General features: G+C 70.1%; 2 protein-coding genes and 1 pseudogene. All 3 read right to left on the reverse strand.

Annotated elements, in window-relative coordinates; translation table 11 throughout:
- The coding region (locus ACFU53_RS47695; RefSeq protein WP_384006840.1) for an MFS transporter at nucleotides 1–733 on the reverse strand (733 nt) is incomplete at its 3' end.
- A gap of 131 nt (nucleotides 734–864) precedes the next feature.
- Nucleotides 865–1,441, reverse strand: a pseudogene (locus ACFU53_RS47700) (Uma2 family endonuclease).
- Nucleotides 1,442–1,651: 210 nt separating this feature from the next.
- Nucleotides 1,652–2,335 carry a GDSL-type esterase/lipase family protein gene (locus ACFU53_RS47705; protein WP_384006843.1) on the reverse strand — a complete coding sequence of 228 codons (684 nt, stop codon included), beginning with the start codon at nucleotides 2,333–2,335 and terminating at the stop codon, nucleotides 1,652–1,654.
- Nucleotides 2,336–2,498 lie beyond the last annotated feature (163 nt).

Consider the following 2,498-nt stretch of genomic DNA (forward strand, 5'->3'; position numbering starts at 1 on the left):
CGGGCTTCGCGGGCTTCGCGGGCTTCGCGGGCTTCGCGGGCTTCGCGGGCTTCGCGGGCTTCGCGGGCTTCGCGGGCTTCGCGGGCTTCGCGGGCGTCGCGGGCGTCGCGGGTGTCGCGGGCGGTTCGTTCTGTGTCGGGTGGGGCTCCTTGCCGCCGATCGCTCGGATGCCCGCGGCCGAGAGCAGATAGCTGGCGGCGTCTGTCAGCAGGGTGGTGACCGGGCCGAAGAGGCCGATCGCGGCGCCGCCGAGGGGTGGGCCGAGCATGGTCGTCGTCCAGGTCGTCGCCTCGAAGCGGCCGTTGGCGGCCACGAGGTGTTCCGGGGGGACCAGGGACTTCAGGCAGGCGCCGCTCGCCGCGACGAAGGTGATGTCGGCCACGGCGACGACCACGGACACCAGGAGGAGCTGGGGGAAGGTCAGCAGGTCGAGGGCGTATGCCGCCGGGACCGTCAGCAGGGCCGCGCAGCGGACCAGGTCCATCGTGATCATCACCGGGCGTTTGCGGCGGAACTCCACCCAGGGGCCGAGCGGTACGGCCACGGCCGCGCCCACCGCCAGGCCGGTGGCCGCCAGCGCGGAGACCTCCGTCGGGCCGACGTGCAGGACCAGCACCGCGATCAGGGGGAACGCGTCGAACGACAGCCGCGTACCGAACGCGCTGACCGCGTACGCCGCCCACAGCCACCGGAACTCCCGCCCCAGCCCACCGCCCCGCCCGGCCCGCGCCATCCCCGCACCATCTCCCGCCGCCGCGCCGCTCGACGCGGCCCGCGCGGGTCACGTCCGACCGGGCCATCCAAGCGAGCGGGAGGCAGCCCATCAAGAGTGGAGCGGCTGAGCCGGGAGGCCGCGGGCGACTCTCAGCCTCGCGGGAACTTGGCGGTCGGAAGGACCAGGCCGAGGAGAGTGGTGGTCATGTCGACCTCGCCGCCGTAGGTGACGGACAGGTCGCTGACGTAGTCGCCGTCCTTGGGCTGGGTGAACAGTCGACTTGCCCGCGCAGGGGTCCGCGATCAGGTAGACGGGGACCTCGGCGAGCGCGTACGCGGTCTTCTTGGGGCCGTAGTCGTTCCTGGCGGTGTCCGTGGAGATGACCTCGGCGATGAACTCGACGTCCGCATAGCGCCAGCGGCCCTTGGCGTCCTTCTCGGCGCCGTCGCGAAGCTTGGCCACGTCCGGGGCGAGGCCGTTCAGCTGGCCGGGGAAGTCGATGCGGACATCCGACACGACGTCCACGTCCTCGCCGAAGTGGTTATCGAGCACACGAACGATCCGGCGAATTGTCTGCCAATGAGCATCCCGCTGCGGCGACATGTAGATGGTCCCCTCGACGATCTCGGCCTTGTAGCCCTCGGGGACATGCATCTGGTCGAACAGCTTGTCCAGGGTCTGCTCGTTGATGTCGGCCATCTCGATCCTGTCTTCAAGGACGGTCATCGTGGCGCTCCTCGCCGGCCGCTCCTCGATCGAAGACGGCCGCGCAGTACAACGATACGCACGGTGACCAGGACACGACCGGTACGGTCACAGGAGGACGGCTGGCGGGACTGGTTGCGTTCGCGCTGGTGACGGCGAGGCAGGCCGACCAGGTTCACGACCACGAAGAGGGCTGCTCGCGTCCCAGGGTCGTCACGACATGCGCGGCGATCACGACTGCTCGTACGGTCCCCCCAGCCCCCACCCCTCGTGCATCGCGTTCGCGAAAGCCGCCGCGATCTTGTGCTCGCCGGAGGTGCTGGGGTGGGTGCCGTCGTACGTGTCCCAGTTGATGTCGTACGACGGGGGCGGGGAGGCCAGGAGGAGAGGGGAGCGGGGTTCGTCGAGGTCGGCGGCCGCCTTGGCGAGGAGTTCGTTGAAGCGGGCGACCTCGGTGGCGAAGGGGGCGTCGGATTCGGCGCGGACGTTCGGGGTGACCGGGAGGAGAACCATGCGGACGTGCGGGTTCGCCTCGCGGGCGGCCTCGACGAAGCGGCGGGTGTTCTCGGCGGTCTGCTCGGCGTTGGTATAGAAGCCCAGGTCGATGAGGCCGAGGGAGACGAGGAGGACGTTGGCCTTGTGGCCGCGGATCGCGTCGGCGATCAGCGGGGTCATGTGCAGCCAGCCCTCGCCCCAGCCCGCCAGATGGGCGCGGGGGAAACGCGGGTCGGTGTCGGCGTACTCGTACGACGTCGGGGCGTCCGTCGCCTTGTCGTGCAGCGTCTCGCGCGGGCCGACGATCTTGAAGGGGCCGTCGTGCGTCGTGCGCAGGTGCTGCCAGAGCCGGTAGCGCCATGTGTGTTCGCCCGCGCTCCCGATCGTCATGGAGTCGCCTACGGGCATGAACCTGAGCATGCGCTCATCATGAACGATCGCTACCGGTTGGTAGGCCGTGGTTGGTCTCCCGGTGCTGTGAACCTTGCCACGGCGCCTCATGGTTCGGAGGTTCGGGAGCGTTGGCGGGTGCGGCTGAGTGGGGCTTCTCGCGCAGTTCCCCGCGCCCATGAAAGACCAGGCC

It is taken from the genome of Streptomyces sp. NPDC057474, assembly GCF_042802555.1.
Lineage (GTDB): Bacteria > Actinomycetota > Actinomycetes > Streptomycetales > Streptomycetaceae > Streptomyces.